This is a genomic window from Paucibacter sp. Y2R2-4, from assembly GCF_025717535.1.
Classification (GTDB): Bacteria; Pseudomonadota; Gammaproteobacteria; order Burkholderiales; family Burkholderiaceae_C; genus Paucibacter_A.
In genome coordinates this window covers 715,677-733,726 of record NZ_JAJIRO010000002.1, presented here as the reverse complement: position 1 = coordinate 733,726, position 18,050 = coordinate 715,677, and the positions used below count along the sequence as shown (strand labels likewise).

The window sequence follows — 18,050 nt, the reverse complement described above, 5'->3', positions numbered from 1 at the left end:
AAGCATCCCCTCGCTACGGCCCGCAGCATGTGTGGCGGGCCTGAAATTAAGCGAGAGCTTGCCGAGCTAGCGTTGAATTTCCGTTGAAAGGCCGGGAGAGCCCTTGAACAGGGCCTGGCGCTGAGCGGCGCTGCGCTGCAAGAGCAAGTCGGCCCCCATGGCTTGGCCGGCCTTCAAGGCTTCATCCAGCGCTTGTTCAATTTCGGCGCCTGGCCCGTCCAAGGCAGCCAGGGCCTGGGCACGCATGCGCCAGAGCTCGGGCAGCAGGTAGAACTCCTGCCGCTCTTGCGCCTTGGGCAGGCAGGCGTCCACTTGCGCCAGGGCCTCCTCGGCCTGGCCCAGGTTCAGCAAGGCTTCGATCAGAAAGGAGAGGAAGGTCGCTTCGGTGCTGGGCATGGCCACGGCCGAGGCGCTGGCCGCCTGGCGGATGGGCAGCAGGCCGGCCGGGTCGCCACCGGCTGCTTGGCTCCAGCCCAGCACCAGGGCGCCCACGGCCTGCCACAGGGCCAGGCCATGACGCTCGGCCAGGGCCAGCAGCTCCAGGCTCAGCGGCATGGCGGCCTCGGGGCGGCGCAGATGGCGCTGCAGCACTGCGTTCATGGCCAGGGCAAAACCCAGGGTGTGGGCGTGGCCAAGTTCGCGTGCTTGCTGCAAGCCAAGCTGGCTTTGCACCAGGGCCTCGTCCACCCGGCCCTGCAAAGCCAAGGGCCAGCCCAACATGGCGCGCGCGGCGATGCCGCCATGCTCGCCAAAGCGCTGGGTCAGCTGGGTGCGTTGGCGGGCGGGCAGGCGTTCGCCCGCTGCGGCCGCCTCGGCCAGGGCTTCGCACGAGGCTTGCAAGTGGCCCAGGAAGAACTGGTTATTGCCCAGGGCATAACGCGCTTGCACGGCGGCAGCGGCATCGCCGGTGTCGGCGGCCACCGTCAGCAGCTCCTGCGCCAGGTCCAGCACGGGGCGCTCATCCGGGCCGCTGCGGCTGCCCAGCCACAAGCCCCAGAGCGCTTGGAAGCGCTGGCCTGGGCCACTGCTGGCACCGGCTTCGTCGCAGGCTTGCAGCGCCTGGCGGTAGCACTGGCGCGCGGCCGGCGAGCCATAGCCCTCCAGGGCCAACAGGCCGTGGCCCAGGCCCATCAGCAAGGGCAGGCGCAGGCGCTGCAGCAGGGCCGGCGTGGCCTCGGGCAATTGCAGGGCGGCCAGGCCTTGCTCGAAACCGTGGCGCGCCTCCTGGTGCGCCGATTGGGCGGCGGCGCGCTCGGCCGCTTGCAGCCAGTAATGCGCGGCCACCGGGTCGCCGGCGGCGTGCAAATGCTGGGCCAGGGCCTCGGGTGCATCGGCGGCGAGGCTGGCGAAGGGGCCCATCAAGGTCTGGGCGGCGCGGCGGTGCAAGGCGCGGCGCTCGCCGGCGCTGAGGGTCTCCAGTGCCGCGTCGCGAATCAAGGCATGGCGGAACTGCCAGTGTTGCGGCCCGTGGGCTTGCAGCAGATCGAGCCGCGCCAGCTGGGCCAACTGCTGCGCCAGCGGCCCGGCCGGCAGCTGCAGCAGCTCTTGCAGCAAGGCCGGCGAGCAGCTGCTGCCCAGCAGAGCCGCGCCCTGGGCCAGGCGTTTGGCCTCGGGCGGCAGGCGGTCGAGGCTGGCGGCCAACAGGTCCCAGAGCGTGGCGGGCACCTTGTCTTCGGGCCGCAGGCGCAGCGAGCGCACCAGCTCTTCGGCAAACAGCGGCACACCGCCGGCGCGTTGCAGCACTTGCTGGCGCTGGGCCGCGGGCGGTGGGCTGCCCTCGAGCAGGTCGATCAGGCGGCCCATGTCATCGGCAGGCAAGGGGCTGAGCGTCAGACAGAGGTCGAGGCTGGCGCGCAGGTCTTCGGGCGGCGCCTCGCGGGAGCTGAGCAGCAGCAGGCCCGGAGCGCGCTGAGCGGCGGGGCGCTGCAGATGTCGTTGCAGGTGCAGCTGCAGCAGCTCCAGCGTGGACGGGTCGGCCCAGTGCAGGTCTTCGAGCAGCAGCAGCTGCGGCCGGCCTTGAGCCAGGCCTTCGAACAGCTCGCAGAGCAAGGTTTGCAGCTCGCGCTTGTGCAGCGGTTCGCTCGCGGCGGTGTCGGCCTGGCTCTGCAGCAGCAGTGGGCGCAGCAGGCTCAGCGCGCCAGCTTGCGCGGCCGGGGCGATGCCGGCCTGCAGCAAGAGGAGGCCGAGGGCTTGTTCGGCTTGCGCTTCGTCGCCCTCCAGCGCGGCACCCAGGCGCCGGCGCAGCGTGGCGCGCACCGGCTGCAGCGGGGTGTGGCGGTACTCGGGGCGGCAATGCAGCTGTGAGATGGGCGGAGCAGGCTGCCCACTGTGCCCCGGCTGAGCCGCGACTTGCTGGCGCAAGGCCAGCAGCAGCCGGGTCTTGCCCAGGCCGGGCTCGCCTTGCACCCAGACCGTGCGTGCCCCCTGCTGGGCTCGCGCCCATTCCTCTTGCAGCTGGGCCAGCTCGGTGCTGCGGCCGACCATGGGCTTGAGCGTGTCCAGGCGGCTGGCAGTTTGCGCCGGGCGGGCGCCCAGCAGCTCGGCGCTGCCCCCCGGTGTGTGGGGCATGGCGAAACGGTGGTGACGTTCGCTTTGCTGGCGCAGCTCGGCGCTGACGCCGATATGGCCCGCCTCGGCCTGCAAGGCCAGCTTGCGCGCCAGGCGCGAGAGCGCACCGACACTGTCGGGAGAGGCCTGTTCGGGGTCGGCATGGACCCAGCCCACATGCAGGCCCTGGCGCAGAGCCCAGGGCTGGCGGCTGTTTTCTTCCTGCGCGGCGGCCAGCTCCAGCGCCGCATCCAGGGCCAGGCGCGGCGCTTGCTCTTGTGCGCGCGGGTGGCCGAAAAAGGCCAAGAGCTCGCCGCCCTCGGCGCGCTGCACATGGGCGCCGCGCGCCTGCAGCAGCTGGCGAGCTTGCTGTAGCCGAGCTTGCAGGGCGGCGGCCAGGGCCTCGGCCTCGCGGTCGGCTTCGTCGGCCGGGGCTTCCCATTCGCAGGCCAGGGCGACGACGCGGCGGCGTTCGGCTCTTGCGGTCGGGACCTCGGGGGCGAGCGATGAAGTCTGGCGCAGACCCTCGGCCAGGGCCAGGGTGGCGGCCTGCGGTTGCAGCTGCAGCTCGGCTTGCAGCTGCTTGCGGAACTGCTCGAACAAGGCCAGCGCCTCGCCGGCAGCGGTGGGCGCCAGCAAGCGCATGCAACGGCGCAGGGCCAGCTCGCACCAGGGGTCTTGGGCCAGGGCGCGGCGCGCGCAGGCCAGAGCAGCTTGGACCTCACCGGCGTCTTCATGCAACTGGCCCAGCGCCTCCAGCACCTGTTGGGCCTGGCGCAGCAAGGCTTCGCGGCGCGGCTGCAGCCAGGCCTCAAAGCCGGGCGCCTCGGGCAATTGCAAGCCGTCCAGCAGCGGACCGCGATAAAGGCCCATGGCCTGCTGCAGAGCCTGGCGGCGTGCCTCGGCTTGCGGCGTGGCGGCATCCAGTTGCGCGAGGGCGAAGTCTCGGCAGTCCAGTTGCCAGGCCAGGTCATCGCGCAGCTGCAACTGCTTTTTGTCGCTCCGCAGCGGCTCGAGGTCCGGCTGTTCGGGCCAAAGCTGGGCCAGCACCCGGCGCAAATCGAACAAGGCGCGGCGCAGATTGGCGCGCGCCTGCTCTAGCGCGGAGTCTGGCCACAGGGTTTCGGCCAGCAGCTCGCGCGACAGCGGCCCGGTCTGCAAGACCAGCATGGCCAACAGGGCGCGCACCTTGTCGTAGGGCAGGGGCAAGACCTGGCCCTGCGCGCCGCGCAATTCAAAGCCGCCCAGCAGACGCAGCTGAGGCGAGGTCTTGGCGGCTGGCTGCGGGCTCGCAGCGGCAGTGGCGAAAGCAGAGGGATCGGGGGGCTTGAGCGGCATGGCGGTCCAGAATCAGGCGGCAGTATGCCCGTCCGAGATGACACCCGCTCCGCGCGCAGCCCTCAGCAGTTCGGCCCAACACAAGCCCGTGCAAGCAGGGGCAGGCAGGGGCTGGGGCAGAATCGCGCCCAGCTCTCCCAATCACTTGGAACTCTCGAACATGGCCTCAGTCTTGATCGTCGGCGCTTCGCGCGGCATTGGTTTGGAATGGGTGCGTCAGGCGCGCGAGGCGGGCGACCGGGTGGTGGCCACGGCGCGCGACGAGGCCGGGCTGCAGCGCCTGCGTGATCTGGGTGCGGTGGCGCTGAAGTTGGACGTCATGAACACCGCCAGCGCCTCGGGCCTGGCTTGGCAGATCGACGGCTATGCCTTCGATCAGGTGGTCTTGGTGGCGGGTGTTTACGGCCCGCGTTCCAATGGGCTGCAAACGCCGACCGAGGCCGAATTCAACACCGTCATGCAGACCAATGTCTTGGGGCCGATGCGGGTGCTGCCGCAGTTGCAAGATGCCTTGGCGCCGGGAGCGCGCCTGGCCATCATCTCCTCGCGCATGGGCTCGATCAGCTTGCGCAGCAATGGCCAGGGCTGGCTGTACCGCGCCTCCAAAGCGGCGGTGAATTCGGTGCTGAAGGATGCGTCTTTGTTGCTGCAAGACAAGGCGATGTGCATCAGCGTGCATCCCGGCTGGGTGCGCACCGAGATGGGTGGCGAGGACGCGGACATTGAGGTGCACACCAGCGTGGCCGGCATGCGCTCGGTGATGGCGGGTTTGAGCCCGGCCGACCAGGGCAGCTTCATCAACTACGACGGCGAACGACTGAGCTGGTAAGGGCTTGTCTTTGGCGCCACACGCCGAGCGTGAATTTGTTCCGCTTTTCGGCACTTTGTGTTGTGGCTTGAAGTGTCGATTGGCCGATTCGTCAAAGAAGTGGGTTTGGGTGTCAAGGCCATAAAGGCCCCTATTCATCGGCGTTCTCTTCGGATGGGCGTCTGCGTTTTAGCTCTAGTCCCCTCGCGTTTCGTGAAAACCTAACACCGCAGTTGAGGGGTGTTTATCGGGGGCTTGCTTCCCATAATTCGCTCGTCAAACGTCATGATCACTGCACACAGGAGTTGCGCAAGTCTGGCTTTGTCATCAACCAATTTTGATGAAAGAAGCGGGGGAATCCAATGAAGCAAATCAACACATCCACGTCCAAGCTGGGCCTGGCTGCCATGACCGTGGCGCTGTCTGCGCTGAGCGCCTCGGCGCAGGCCGGTGTGGTGGCGGCCTGGGATTTTGAGAACGCCAAACTGGGCCAGATCAGCGGCATTGCCGCCTCAAGCACAGCGGCGGGCGTGAGCAATGCCAGCTTCAACACCGGCAACAATGGCGTGGAGCCTTTTGGTGGCACCTACGGCAAGGTCTCGGCGACACGTTATTTCAACAACAGCAACAACACGCCTTCGCTGACTTTCACCTTGGCACAGGCCATGAATGATCTGTCACTGAGCTTCACGCATTTCCACAACCACAATGCGTTTTTCCCAACTGCGCCTGGGTACAAGTTCGCAGTGCAGATCAACAACGGCGATGGCTGGTTGGACTTGGCCACAAATTTGCTCGCCTCGGCTGGCACCAACGGTTCGACCGTGAACATTGATTTGAAGTCTGGCCTGAGCGCGGGCACGCACTCGCTGCGCTGGATCGGCTACGGCTACGCTTCAGGCAATAACTCCAGTACCGAGTACTTTGCGCTGAACAATGTGGCCCTGAGCAACCATGTGCCCGAGCCCGCTTCTTTGGCCTTGGTCGGCCTGGCATTGGCGGGCGTGACCGTCGCGCGCCGCCGCAAGCAGGCTTGATGCTGGGGCGTGCGGGGCATGGCATCGCCCCGCGCCGCATGCCCTGAGCGAAGGCAGGCTTCGCCGGACGCGGTATCGTTCAGGTTTTGCTGCGCGCTTGAGGCGCGTGGCGCCTGAATACAGACTTATCCGAGACAAACGCCATGCTGCTTTCCGACGACCACCGCGCCATCCAGGACGCGATCCGCGCTTATGTGCAAACCGAAATCGCGCCGAAGGCGGCGCACTGGGACAAGACCCATCACTTCCCAGCCGCTGAGTTGCAGGGCTTGGCCGAGCTGGGTTGCTACGGCGTGGCCGTGCCCACCGAGTACGACGGCGCGGGCCTGGACTATCTGGGCTTAAGCATCATCTTGGAAGAGATTGGTGCTGGTGATGGCGCCACTTCGACGGTGGTCAGCGTGAACAACTGCCCGGTCTGCTCCATCCTGATGGCCTTTGGCAATGAAGACCAAAAGCAGCGCTTTCTGAAGCCGCTGGCGCGCGGCGATATGTTGGGCGCGTTTTGCCTGACCGAGCCGCATGTAGGCTCGGAGGCTGGCGGTTTGCGCACCACCGCTGTGTTGGACGGTGACGAATACGTGCTGAACGGCGTCAAGCAGTTCATCACCAGCGGCAAGAACGGCGATGTGGCCATCGTCATGGCGGTGACCGACAAGGCGGCGGGCAAGAAGGGCATCAGCGCCTTCTTGGTGCCGACGACCACGCCCGGTTACGAAGTGGACCGCATCGAAGACAAGATGGGCCAGCATGCCAGCGACACCGCGCAGATCCGCTTTGAAAACTGCCGCGTGCCGGTGGCCAATCGTTTGGGCGAAGAAGGCCAAGGCCTGAAGATCGCCTTGTCGGGCCTGGAGGGTGGCCGCATCGGCATTGCCTCGCAAGCCGTGGGCATGGCGCGTGCGGCTTTTGAAGCGGCCTTGAAGTACAGCAAGGAACGCAGCTCCTTTGGTCAAGCGATCTTCAAGCACCAAGCCATCAACTTCAAGCTGGCCGATATGGCCACGCAGATCGAAGCGGCGCGCCAACTGATCCACCATGCCGCCAGCTTGAAGGATGCCGGTCAGCCTTGCCTGAAAGAGGCAGCCATGGCCAAGCTCTTCGCCACCGAGATGGCCGAGCGTGTTTGCTCCGACGCCATCCAGGTGCACGGCGGCTACGGCTATGTGAGCGACTTCCCGGTTGAGCGCATCTACCGTGATGTGCGCGTCTGCCAGATCTATGAAGGCACTTCTGAAGTGCAAAAGATCTTGATCGGCCGCGCGCTGGCTTGATTGGCTGGACTCGGGGCTTTGAGGAGGGCAATGAAAGCCTGGATCAGGGGGGCGGCTTCGTCTTTGTACAAAACTTACACAGACAGGCGAAAGTGGGATTCCTAGAATGCCGCCTCAACGTCAGAAACCCCTCTGTATAGGAGGTGACCGACCGATGCATTTCGCCGCCAGGCCTAGACCCCAGCCTTTTTGAAAGCCCTCGAGAGATATCCATGGACAAGCAAGCCACCCCATTCAAAACCAGCCCTCGTCTTCGCCCGCTGCTGGCAGTGGCTTCTTTGTCCGCGGCTGCTTTGCTGAGCGCATGTGGCGGCGGCGGTGGTGGCGGCGAGGTGACGCCCCCCCCTCCTGTGGACGCGGCCGAAGTTTCGGTCAGCATCAAGCCTGCTGGCAACCCGATTCCGTCGGGCAATACGCAAACCATGGCCACCGTCAAGCTGAGCAATGTCGGCAAGGGCGTGGCAGGCTCGACCGACTTCAGCGTCTCCGCTGATGCCGTGCTGCTTGACTTCAAGGTGGTCCGATGCTCGTCGGACAACGCGGGCAGCGCTTGTCCTGCCGGCGGCGGCTCACGCATCTTGGTCAGCAATCTGCAGCCTGGTGCGACGCTCACTTTTGATGTGGAAGGTCAGATCAAAGCGGGCACCAGCGGCACGGTCAATATGTCCGCCGCGGCCAGCACCAGCAATGGCGGCCAGTTGTCCAGCAGCAGCCAGTCCGTGGGCGTCAAGGCCTATAGCGTGGACGTTGGCGTGCAAGCCACCGGACCCACGGTGGCCGTGCCTGCCGGCGGCAACTTTGAGTATGTGATTACCTTGAGCAACCAAGGTCCGGATACCGCCACCGACGTGCCGGTCGGGCTTTTGTTTACGAGCACCCCAGCGGAGAACGCCCCCACCTTGGGCACCATCACTTGCAGCGCGACGGGTGCCGCAGTTTGCCCGAGTACCCTGAGCTCTCCCTTGATGACGGTGCCCAGCTTGCCCAAGGGCGAGACGGTGGTGATCAAACTGCCGTATCAGTTCGCTGCAGGTAAGAGTGCGGGCTTGGTATTCGGTGTCAAGACACGTGTCAAAGGAGACAGTAATTCCGGCAACGACGAGGCTACCGTCCTCACGCCTCAGTAAGGCGGCAGGCGCGAATCGCGTCATCGCGTTTACTTTCTGAGGACGAGAGAAAAAATGGGGTCAGGCCGCGAGGCTTGGCCCCTTTCTCTTTTCCGTGAATTTGCGCCATCTGTGCGCAGAGCGTTGCGTGCTTATCCGGGTGCCGCACAGCGCTGAAATGTTCCACTGTTGACCCATGCTTGAAACCACCTTTCCCGAACGCGCCGCGCAAGCCATGCAGCGCGGCTCCATCCAGTTCTATTTCGATTTTTCTTCGCCTTACTCTTACATCGCGTCGGAGTGGATCGATGCCGTCGCCGCGCGCCATGGGCGCCGCGTGCAGTGGCATGCGGTCTTGCTGGGCGCGCTGTTCCAGGTGGCGGAACTCAAGCCGCCGGTGGCCTATCCGCTCAAACGTGAATACGCCTTGCGTGACTTTGAGCGCTCGGCGCAGTTTGCGGGCCTGCCTTACCGGCAGCCGGAGAGCTTCCCCATCCCGACGCAGAACGCGGCTCGGGTGTTCTGGTGGCTCAACAGTCAAGATCCGGCGCGAGCCGTGGCTTGGGCCAGAGCGGGCTTTCGCGCCTACTTCGCGCGCGGCGTGGCCTTGAATGATCCTGTGCAACTGAAGGAATTGGCGGCGCAAAGCGGTTTGGACGCCGACGCCGCTGAGGCCGCTTGGTCCGATCCGCAATGGAAAGACCGTTTGAAGGCCGCCAATGACGCGGCCATCGCCGCCGGGGTTTTTGGCGCGCCGTTCTTCATCATCGATGGTGAGCCCTTCTGGGGCAATGACCGGCAAACGCAAATTGAGAGCTGGCTGCACTCGGGCCCATTCAAGGGATTGGCTTGATTTTTGGCAGGCGGCTTCGGTGATATCTCAAGGCGCTGAGGACGATAAACCAGCTTCTCTGAGAATTTTCTGAAAGCTGCCATCGGCCCGCATGCTGCGCAGGCCCTGATTGAAGGCGTCCAGCAGCGCCTCTTGCTCGGGGTGATTCTTGGCGCAGGCCAGGTAAGTGTCTTTGCGCTCAATGCCGGGAGGCAGCCATCGCACTGTGCCTTGTAGATCGGGCTCGTTTTTGATGATGTACAGGCCGCTGTCTTTGTTGCCAAAGGTCAGCTGAATACGATCACGCGCGAGTTTTTGAAGGTTGAACTTGATGCCCGCCGACGGGTCCAGCCGGATCCCGGGTTCCTGTAGTGCCGGTGGCAAATAGCTGGCTCGCTCCACGCCGATCAGTTGTTGCTGGAGCAAGCCGGGCTCGCGCCAGTCTTTGATCTTGGACTCTCGCTTGATGAAGAAGCCCAGCTCTTGCTGAACAATCGGCAATGAGAAGTTGAACACTTGTTCGCGCTGCGCATTGCGCCACATGCCCAAGACCAGGCAGTTCTTGTCTTCGCCCTCTTTCAAGATGCGAGCCCAGGGCATGAATTGGGTTTGGATTTCATAGCCCAAGCGCTTGAAGGCCTCGGTGGTGATCTCGATCACGGGCCCTTGCTTGGGCAGCTTGGGGCTGTTGAACGGTGGGAAGTCGCCGACACAAATGGGCACTGTCGCTGCCGCAAAAGCTGTAGGTCCCGCGGCAAGGCCAATCAAGCCAAGCCACGACGCGGCCAGCAGCCGCACCAGAGCCTGGGTTCGACGAGAAAAGCGGGGCGCGTGTTTCACCCTTGAACGATAACCCCAAGCGCGTCGTCTCGAAGTCCGGGCTATCGAGAGGACGCGTCTTTCAGTGTGGGCCTCAGAGTTCCGCCACGCTCTTGATCCGCTGCGGCATGGCGACGTTCTGCGCCACCGGCTCGGCGCTGCGGCCGTGGAAGTGGTCCAGCAGTGCTTTTTGTTTGGCTTGGGCTGTCACCACGTTCGCATGCTTGACATGGCCGTAACCGCGGATCTGCTCGGGCAAGCGGGCCAGTTGCAGGGCGATGTCTAGCTTCTCGGCGCTCAGCCCCGCCAGCAACTCGTCCACCAGCGCCTCGTAGTCTTTGATCAGCTGGCGCTCCATGCGCCGCTCTTCGGTCTTGCCGAAGATGTCGAGTGCGCCGCCGCGCAGGCCCTTGAATTTGGCCAAGAGCTTGAAGGCCTTGAAGGTCCAGCTGCCCATTTCGATCTTCTTGGCTCGGCCATCGGCGCCGGGCTTGGCGATCAGCGGTGGAGCCAGGTGGAAGCTCAGGCGCTCCCAGTTGTCGAACTGCGCCTTCATGGCCGCTTCGAACTTGCCGTCGGTGTAGAGGCGGGCGACTTCGTACTCGTCCTTGATGGCCAAGAGCTTGGCGTAGTAGCGGGCCACGGCCTTGGACAGGCGCTCGGCCTTGCCGGCTTCGCCCAAGGCGGATTCGGCCTTGCGCACGCGAGCGACCAAAGCGGCATAATGCTGCGCATAGGCGTCGTCTTGATAGGCACTCAGATGTTGCATGCGGCGGGCGATCAAGCCGTCAGGCCCATCCAGCTTGTCTTGACCCAAGAGCAGTTGCACCTTGTGCTCGGTGGAACCGCCGCCGCGCAGGCGGTCCAACGCTTCAGGTGCACCAATCGCCAAGCGGCCCAGGGCAAAGGCGGTCTTGTTGCCTTCCACCGCCACACCATTGAGTTCCATGGCGCGCAGCAAAGCGCCTTGGCTCAGAGGAATGAGGCCGCGCTGATAGCAGGCGCCCAGCATGATGATGTTGCTGGGCATGGTGTCGCCCATCAGGTCTTGGGCGATGGCTTGCGCATCCAGGGTGGAGAGCAGGCTGTCATCGGCAATTGCATGGCGCATCTTGGCCAGCAGCGAGTCGCCTTGCAGGCTGGCATCGGGGTTGCGCACAAAGGCGGCGGTGGGCAGCTCATGGGTGTTGGCCACGATGATGGTGCGGCCGGGCTTGACGGTGCCCAAGGCATCGGGCGAAGCGCCCACCACCATATCGCAGGCCAAGAGCACATCGGCCTGTTGGGTGTCGATGCGCACTTGGTTGAGCAGGTCTTGCGTTGGCGCCACGCGCACAAAGCTCAGCACCGAGCCGCCTTTTTGCGCAAAGCCCATGAAGTCCAGCACCGAGGCTTGCTTGCCCTCCAGGTGCGCGGCCATGGACACCAAGGCGCCCACGGTCACCACACCGGTGCCGCCCACGCCGGTGACCAAGAGGTCAAAAGGCCCCGTCCAGTTCCAGGGTTTGGGCGTGCCAATCGCCGCGATCTCGCGTGCCAGGTCTTGCGCGGTGAAGCCACCGCCCACGCGCTTCTTCAGCTGCGCGCCATGCACCGAAACAAAGCTAGGGCAAAAGCCATTGACGCAGCTGAAGTCTTTGTTGCAGCTGCTTTGTTCGATGGCGCGCTTGCGGCCGAAATCGGTTTCCACCGGCACGACCGACAGGCAGTTGCTGGCCTGGCCGCAGTCACCGCAACCCTCACACACCGCCTCGTTGATGAAGATCCGCTTGGGCGGGTCGACAAACTCTTTCTTCTTGCGACGGCGGCGCTTCTCGGCGGCGCAGGTCTGGTCGTAGATCAGCACCGTCACGCCCTCGATCTCACGCAGCTCGCGCTGCACCGCGTCGAGCTCGCTGCGGTCGTGGAAGGTGGTGCCCGGCGGGAACAGGTTCTCGTGGCCTTGGTACTTCTGCGGCTCGTCGCTCACCACCACCAGGCGCTTCACGCCCTCGGCCTCCACCTGGCGGGCGATCTGGGGCACGCTGGTTTGGCCGTCCACCGGCTGGCCGCCGGTCATGGCGACCGCGTCGTTGTAGAGGATCTTGTAGGTGATATTGGTCTTGGCGGCGATGGCCTGGCGGATGGCCAAATAGCCCGAGTGGTAGTAGGTGCCGTCACCCAGATTCTGGAACACATGCTTCTCGGTCGTGAAGCGGCTGTGCGCCGCCCAGTCCACGCCCTCGGCGCCCATCTGGATGAGCCCTGAGGTGCCGCGCTCCATCCAGCTGGCCATGAAGTGGCAGCCGATGCCGGCCAGGGCTCGTGAGCCTTCGGGCAGCTTGGTCGAGGTGTTGTGCGGGCAGCCCGAGCAGAAGTAGGGCTGGCGGCGGACGCCATCGGCCGCGTTGGAGAGCAGGCAGGGGGTGAGGAAATCCACCACCAGATGGCGGCGGTCCAGCGCGGGGTTGAGGCGGGCCAGCCAGTCGGCCACCGTGTTCATGATGCGCGAGGGGCGCAGCTCGCCTAAAGCGCTCAGCACGGCCTGGCCATGCTCATCGGTCTTGCCCACCACGCGCGGGCGTTGCGCATCGGGCAGGTGGTAGAGCAGTTCCTTGATCTGGCGCTCGACGACCGGGGCTTTCTCTTCGATCACCAGCATGTCGGTCAGGCCCTGGGCGAACTCGCTCATGCGTGAGGCCTCCAGCGGGAACACCAGGCCGACCTTGTAGACCCGCACGCCGGCGGCGGCCAGGGCATTGGGGTCCAGGTCCAGGCGGCGCAGCACTTCCATGAAGTCGTAATGCGCTTTGCCCACGGTGACGATGCCCAGGCTGGCGCGCGGGCTCACGACGATGTGCTTGTCGATGCTGTTGAGCTTGGCAAAGGCCTTGACGGCGTTCAGCTTGTGCTCGAGGCGCGTTTCCAGCTCCAGCGAGGGCAGGTCGACCGCGCGGATGTGCAGGTCCACCGGGGGCTTGTGATCGACCGGCAGCTCAAAGTCCAGCGGCACGCTGTCCAGGTCCACCGTCATGCCCGATTCCACCACCTCGGAGATCGCTTTGAAGCCGACCCAGGTGGAAGAGAAGCGGCTGAGCGCCCAGCCGTAGAGGCCGAACTCCAGATACTCCGCCACATTGCCCGGGTGCACGATGGGCATGTGCCAGGCCTGTAGGGCCAGATCGCTCTGGTGCGGGGTGCTCGACGAGACACAGCCATGGTCGTCGCCGCAAACCACCAGCACGCCGCCTAACTTCGAGGTGCCGTAGACATTGCCATGCTTGAGTGCATCGCCCGAGCGGTCCACGCCCGGGCCCTTGCCGTACCACATGGCGAACACGCCATCGGCCGTGCGCTTCGGGTCCAGGGCCACGCGCTGCACGCCGAGGCAGGCGGTGGCGGCCAGGTCTTCGTTGATGGCGGGCAGGAAGTTGACCTTGGCTGCCTCGAGGAACTTCTTGGCCTTCCAGAGCTGCTGGTCCACCATGCCCAGCGGGCTGCCGCGGTAGCCGGAGACAAAACCGGCGGTGTTCAGGCCCTTGCTTTCGTCCTGCGCTTTTTGCGCCAGCAGCAAGCGCACCAGTGCTTGGGTGCCGGTCAGGAAGACCGCGCCGCTGGTGGCCGCGAGGTTGTCCGAGAGCTTGTAGTCCCGCAGCGCGGGCTCCTGGGGAGCGGGGCTGGTGGTTTGGATTTCTGAGCTGGACATGGGCTTTCCTCGAGGGACGATCGAACGAGCGATGGCTGGCCGGGATTTTTCGTCAGAGGGCCAAGTGTTTGTTGCTCTGTTTACCGCTGTCAAGCGGGCGAATGAGAGAATTCATCTCAAAGGAGTCTTAAATGGAAATGGATCGTTTCGATCGGGCCACCAAACAGATTTTGGAAGCCTTGCAGGCCGACTGCCGGCAAAGCACCCAGACCCTGGCTGACAAGGTGGGCCTGTCGGCCACACCGGTCTGGCGCCGCATCAAGGAGCTGGAAGACAGCGGCGTGATCCGCCGCCATGTGGCACTGGTGGACCGCGAAAAACTGGGCCTCAATATCTGCGTGCTCGCTAACGTCAGCCTGGTGCGCCACAGCGAGGGGGCGGTGGAGCAGTTCGAGCGCCTGGTGCTGGCCAGCCGCGAAATCATCGAATGCCACGGCATCACCGGCGAGGCCGACTATGTGATCAAGGTCGTCGTGCCCGATATGAAGGCCTACGACCTGTTCCTGCAAGGCCAGATCTTCAAGGTGCCCGGTGTGGCCAGTGTGCGCAGCAATGTGGTGCTGCGCGAGGTCAAGTACGAGACGGCACTGCCGGTGGGGTGATGCTTGATGGCAGGCCCGAAGCCTGCGGCCGCTCAGCTTGCCAAGTCCAGCAGCGCTTGCGCATGGGCCGCGAGCGCGCGGCGCAAAGCGATGGGTTTGATGATCTTGAAAGCAAATGGCCAGGCGGCCAGCTCGCGCGCAAAGGCGGGCAGGGCGTCGATCTGTGCGTTCAGCCTCACCCCGCCACGGGTGCTGCTGAGCTGGCCCAGCTCGGGCGCAATCCAGGCCTGCGCCTGGGCGAGGTCTGCCTTGATCAGCAGCTCCACCGTGTGATTGCGCGGCAAGGTGGCGATTGCCTCGCTCAAATGCTGCTGCACATCAAAGTTCTGGGGGCGTGCAAAGCTGGCCGGCAGGGCTTGCAGGGCGCGGATACGGTCCAGGCGAAAGGTGCGCAGGTCTTGGCGCAAATGGCAATAGCCCACCAGATACCAAGCGCCGCCGCGCAGCGCCAGGCCATAGGGGTCAACGGCGCGCTCGCTGCTTTCGCCGTCGCCGGCCAAATAGTCCAGGTTCACCCGCTGTTGGGCACGAGTCGCGGCGCTGAGTGCGGGCAAGCAGTCTTTGATGCCCGAGCCCAGCTGGCGCTGCCCGGCGCCGTGGCGACGCGTGTCCAGCGTCACCACCTCGTTCAAGTCCGCAATGCGGCGGTGCAAGCCTTGCGGCATCACCCGCTCCAGCTTGGCTTGGGTGCTGGAGATGGCCGGCAAGATGCCGTCCAAGCCCAGCTCACGGGCCGCGCGCAAGCCCATGCCCAAAGCCAGCGCCTCGTCCGTGGTGAACATCATCGGCGGCAGTTTGAAGCCGGGCCGCAGCCGGTAGCCGCCGTCGCGGCCGCGCTGCGCCTGGACCGGCACGCCCAAATTACTCAAGTGGACGATGTAGCGGCGCAGAGTGCGGGCATCTACGTCGAGGCGCCGCGCCAGCTCCGGCCCGCGCAACAGGGCTTGTGATTGCAGCAGTTCCAGCAAGGCCAGCACCCGGCCGGTGGGTTTGTCTTGGCCCATCGGGCTCTCCTTGGTTCCTAGCATTCAATACAGGGCAGATTCTGTCCTATCAAGCCCCTAGACTGCCGCCACTTTCTTCCGGATCCCTTCAGGGATGTTTGCAATGACGATGGATACCTCCAGCAGCCTTTGGCTCTTTTTTGCCCTGACCTTCGGCATCATCGTGCTGCCCGGCATGGACATGGCTTTCATCACCGGCAGCGCCTTGGCACGGGGCCTGCGCGGTGGCGTGGCCGCCTTGGCGGGCATCGTGGTGGGCGGCCTGCTGCATGTGCTGATCAATCTCAGCGGCGTGGCGGCCTTGCTGCGCTGGTGGCCGGGGGCGTTTCAACTGCTCCTGCTGGCCGGCTCGGCCTATATGGCCTGGATCGGTTGGGGCTTGATGCGCAGTGCCCGCCAACTGGGCAAGGTGGAGAACATGCCCGAGGGTGCTGCCGCCCAAGCGGCTCCGATGCCGGCGGGCAGCTTGTGGGCGGTGTTTCGCAGCGGCATCTTGAATTGCCTGCTCAACCCCAAGGCCTATGCCTTCATGCTGGCGGTGTTCCCGGCCTTTTTGCGTAGCGAGGTGCGCAGCGTGGGGGCGCAGGCCTTCCTGCTCGGCGCCATCATCGCCGGCAACCAGATTGCTATTTACGGCACGGTCTTGTTGCTGGTGGCGCTGGCCCATAAGGCGAGACCGCCGCGGCTGGCCACCCAGCGCCGCATGATGTTCGGGGTGGGCTTGCTCTTGATACTGGCTGCGCTGGCCGGACTGTGGGGGGGCTGGCACGGCTTGGAGGCCTGACAGCTTATGGAGAGGAGGCCGTGAGGCCGGGCGGGGGATTCAGTGAGGGGAGCAGCGCGCGTCCGACTTCGGCGGCGATATCGTCCTGAATCATCAGCAGATCGGTGGCGGGCCGGTCATAGGATTCAGACCAGACCACGAAACCTTGTTCGACCCGAACGAGTTGGGCGCTGACTCGCAGGGTCTGGCCCGACTTGTGAACGCTGCCCTCCAGCACATAGTTCGCCCCCAAGGCCTTGGCGATCTCACCGATCGGCGTGCCCTTGCCTTTGTAGGCAAACGCCAGCGAGCGCGCCGCAACGCTGAGGCGCGGCTGTTTGCTCAGCATCTCGATCAGGGACTCGGTCATGCCGTCGGCAAACACCTCTTGATCCATCTCGGGGCTCAGATCCAGAAAGGGCAGCACCACAATGGCCGCCTTGCTTGCAGGCGCGCGGTTGGCCGACCAGATCCCCATGCCGAGGGCCAGCAGCAAGGCCACGAGAGTCATGATCAATCCCGGCTTGAACCAAGTCTGGCCGACGCGGTCCGGTGTCGCTGTGTTGCTTGTCGTCGAAGCCTTTGCGGCGGCGGTCTCGCTCGGTTCAATGAGTTCAGGCGGCACGGCATCGCTAGCGCCGAGTGGGGCCACCAAGCGGTAGCCCATGCGGGGCACGGTGGCTATGTAGCGCGCTTGTTTGGGGTCGTCTCCGAGCGATTTGCGGAGTCCAGCAATGGCTTGGTAGACCGAGTCTGGCGAGACCACCACGCCGGGCCAGACTTGTTCCAGCAATTCCTCGATGCTGACGACCTCGCCAGCCCGCTCGGCCAGATAGACCAGCAGGCGCATGCTGCGGGCTTCCAGGCGAACGCAGCTGTCAGCCAGGCAGATCTGCCCACTGTTCGGCATCACGCGCCAGTCGCCCAGCAGAAAATCTTGATCGGAGCTTCGGTCCACGGCTGGTCTGGTCAGAGTGCCTTCCCGCTTTGTTTACACAGCGCAACCCCTGGTGGGTCGCGCCGGCCGGGCTTGGCGCATGCCGGCTTGGGGCCGGCGCTGGCGGATTCTAGGGCGCCGGCGCTGCGACTATCGGCTCACGCTCGTCAAGCCGCAGCGACAAGCCCCGGGCGGCGCAGCGATTGCGGCGCGTGTTGCCAGGCCACACAAAGGAAGCAGACGATCATCAGCACTGGGTACTCGCAGCCATCCACCTCGCTGCCGGATGAAAACCAGCCGTTTTGCAGATGGTGAACCGGGATACCGACCATGTAGATGAAGGCATAGACCAGGCTCATCGGGAAGACGATGCGGCGCCAGCTCAGCAGCAAGGGGGCCAAGGCTTCCAGCGCGGTCATGGTGGCGCCTAGAAAGGCGGCCATGGGCAGGCCGTGCTGACCCAGGTAAACGCCGAAACCGGGCACATGACCATGCAGGAAGCGGGTCCAGCCGTGGATGGCGATCAGCAGGGCGATGGTGAGTCGCAGTGCGATCAGGGCTTGCTGGCTGCGCGCATCGGAGCGTGCATCGTGGGTGGGGGTGAACAACATGAATCAGAGTCCTTTGAAAAAGATTGGCCCGGGTTTGGGCTTTGCGGCGTTGCGGATGCCTCAAGGTCACGAGGCCGCATGCTGCGGCGAAGCGGGCCAATCTCGTTTGAAAAGTTCTGAAACTTGTCTGAAGAACTCTGAATACTTACTTTTTAGTTTGGAATGGGCGTATTTGGACCCGAATTGGGCCCGAATTAGGCCCCTGCGGGAGCAAGCCCCAACAGTGACTCAAGCCTTCTTTAGGAATTCCGACTTGAGGCTGAGGCTGACGCCGTCGATCTTGCAGTCCACATCATGGTCGCCGTCGACCAGGCGAATGCCTTTGGCCTTGCTGCCTTTTTTCAGCACGATGGACGAGCCTTTGACCTTCAGGTCCTTGATCAGGATGACGGAGTCGCCGTCGACCAAGACTTGGCCATTGGCATCGCGGACCACTTTGACGCCGTCTTCGGCTGCACTGTCCTGCGCGGTGCTGTCGCTCCACTCGTGGCCGCAGTCAGGGCAGATATTCATTTCGCCGTCGCGGTAGGTGTTTTCAAGTGTGCAGACAGGGCAGGCGCTGGGGTTCGACATGGTGGGGGCAAAGCCTTGGAGTTAGGGCGCCGGGTGTGGCGGGGTATGGGCCTATTTTCGCTCATGCCTTTCGGCAAGGTCTTCGCAGGCAAGCCATACTCGCGCCTGTTTGCA

The 18,050-nt window shown here is 64.7% G+C and carries 14 protein-coding genes; 7 read left to right on the top strand and 7 right to left on the bottom strand.

What is annotated here, in order from left to right:
* Positions 1 to 66: 66 nt before the first annotated feature.
* Positions 67 to 3,885, bottom strand: a complete 3,819-nt coding sequence (locus LNV06_RS10185; RefSeq protein WP_263538134.1) for an ATP-binding protein — start codon at positions 3,883 to 3,885, stop codon at positions 67 to 69.
* Positions 3,886 to 4,045: 160 nt separating this feature from the next.
* On the opposite strand from LNV06_RS10185, the gene LNV06_RS10180 reads away from it, so the two are divergent.
* From LNV06_RS10180 to LNV06_RS10160, 5 genes are all read left to right on the top strand, one after another.
* Positions 4,046 to 4,714: an SDR family oxidoreductase gene (locus tag LNV06_RS10180; protein WP_263538133.1), complete on the top strand. Its 669-nt coding sequence runs from the start codon at positions 4,046 to 4,048 to the stop codon at positions 4,712 to 4,714.
* Between the two features lie 341 nt (positions 4,715 to 5,055).
* Entirely contained in the window at positions 5,056 to 5,730 is a 675-nt protein-coding gene (locus LNV06_RS10175) for a PEP-CTERM sorting domain-containing protein (RefSeq protein ID WP_263538132.1), read from the top strand.
* A 143-nt stretch (positions 5,731 to 5,873) separates the two neighbouring features.
* Positions 5,874 to 7,004: an acyl-CoA dehydrogenase family protein gene (locus LNV06_RS10170; protein WP_263538131.1), complete on the top strand. Its 1,131-nt coding sequence runs from the start codon at positions 5,874 to 5,876 to the stop codon at positions 7,002 to 7,004.
* Between the two features lie 212 nt (positions 7,005 to 7,216).
* Entirely contained in the window at positions 7,217 to 8,131 is a 915-nt protein-coding gene (locus tag LNV06_RS10165) for a DUF11 domain-containing protein (protein ID WP_263538130.1), read from the top strand.
* 175 nt (positions 8,132 to 8,306) lie between these two features.
* Positions 8,307 to 8,963, top strand: coding sequence for a 2-hydroxychromene-2-carboxylate isomerase (locus tag LNV06_RS10160; RefSeq protein WP_263538129.1), 657 nt, complete (start codon positions 8,307 to 8,309; stop codon positions 8,961 to 8,963).
* Positions 8,964 to 8,990: 27 nt separating this feature from the next.
* On the opposite strand, the gene LNV06_RS10155 is transcribed toward LNV06_RS10160, so the two are convergent.
* Positions 8,991 to 9,665 carry a substrate-binding periplasmic protein gene (locus LNV06_RS10155; RefSeq protein ID WP_263538128.1) on the bottom strand — a complete coding sequence of 225 codons (675 nt, stop codon included), beginning with the start codon at positions 9,663 to 9,665 and terminating at the stop codon, positions 8,991 to 8,993.
* A gap of 190 nt (positions 9,666 to 9,855) precedes the next feature.
* Positions 9,856 to 13,431: an indolepyruvate ferredoxin oxidoreductase family protein gene (locus LNV06_RS10150; protein WP_411970108.1), complete on the bottom strand. Its 3,576-nt coding sequence runs from the start codon at positions 13,429 to 13,431 to the stop codon at positions 9,856 to 9,858.
* A gap of 146 nt (positions 13,432 to 13,577) precedes the next feature.
* Between LNV06_RS10150 and LNV06_RS10145 the strand changes: the two genes are divergently transcribed.
* Positions 13,578 to 14,048, top strand: a complete 471-nt coding sequence (locus LNV06_RS10145; RefSeq protein WP_263538126.1) for an Lrp/AsnC family transcriptional regulator — start codon at positions 13,578 to 13,580, stop codon at positions 14,046 to 14,048.
* 32 nt (positions 14,049 to 14,080) lie between these two features.
* Here the strand turns inward: LNV06_RS10145 and LNV06_RS10140 are convergent, their stop codons facing one another.
* Positions 14,081 to 15,052, bottom strand: a complete 972-nt coding sequence (locus LNV06_RS10140) for a helix-turn-helix transcriptional regulator (protein ID WP_263538125.1) — start codon at positions 15,050 to 15,052, stop codon at positions 14,081 to 14,083.
* A gap of 103 nt (positions 15,053 to 15,155) precedes the next feature.
* Between LNV06_RS10140 and LNV06_RS10135 the strand changes: the two genes are divergently transcribed.
* A complete protein-coding gene (locus LNV06_RS10135) occupies positions 15,156 to 15,836 on the top strand; it encodes a LysE family translocator (RefSeq protein WP_263538124.1) in 681 nt (226 codons plus the stop codon).
* Between the two features lie 4 nt (positions 15,837 to 15,840).
* Here LNV06_RS10135 and LNV06_RS10130 read toward each other — a convergent pair whose 3' ends face one another.
* The 3 genes from LNV06_RS10130 to LNV06_RS10120 form a co-directional block, all read right to left on the bottom strand.
* Positions 15,841 to 16,773 carry a winged helix-turn-helix domain-containing protein gene (locus LNV06_RS10130; RefSeq protein WP_263538123.1) on the bottom strand — a complete coding sequence of 311 codons (933 nt, stop codon included), beginning with the start codon at positions 16,771 to 16,773 and terminating at the stop codon, positions 15,841 to 15,843.
* Between the two features lie 146 nt (positions 16,774 to 16,919).
* Positions 16,920 to 17,363, bottom strand: a complete 444-nt coding sequence (locus LNV06_RS10125) for a DoxX family protein (RefSeq protein ID WP_263538122.1) — start codon at positions 17,361 to 17,363, stop codon at positions 16,920 to 16,922.
* Between the two features lie 228 nt (positions 17,364 to 17,591).
* Positions 17,592 to 17,936: a zinc ribbon domain-containing protein YjdM gene (locus tag LNV06_RS10120; RefSeq protein WP_263538121.1), complete on the bottom strand. Its 345-nt coding sequence runs from the start codon at positions 17,934 to 17,936 to the stop codon at positions 17,592 to 17,594.
* Between the last annotated feature and the right edge of the window lie 114 nt (positions 17,937 to 18,050).